Genomic DNA, 230 nt, shown 5'->3' on the forward strand with positions numbered 1-230 from the left:
GCGTTAGCCCCGAATTCGATGCCCCCCCAGTTCGCACGCGATTTCATCGACTGTGCCGCGAAAACGTCAGTGCTCGCGAACATGGCCGTCATGTGCATGGACAAGAAGCTCGACGCGAAAGGCGCCGAGGTCAAGAGCAAAACGAGCGGCCTCACGCTGATGACGTGGGTGCGCTATGACGACGCGAAGGCGAAGCGATGACTGTCGCAGAACTCATCGCGGAATTGAAG

1 protein-coding gene is annotated in these 230 nt (G+C 59.1%); it reads left to right on the plus strand.

Annotated features, from left to right (window positions below):
- The coding region (locus SB751_RS35875; RefSeq protein WP_410749716.1) for a hypothetical protein at nt 1-201 on the plus strand (201 nt) is incomplete at its 5' end.
- Nucleotides 202-230 lie beyond the last annotated feature (29 nt).

The sequence above is a fragment of the Cupriavidus sp. SIMBA_020 genome (assembly GCF_046535395.1).
Lineage (GTDB): Bacteria > Pseudomonadota > Gammaproteobacteria > Burkholderiales > Burkholderiaceae > Cupriavidus > Cupriavidus campinensis.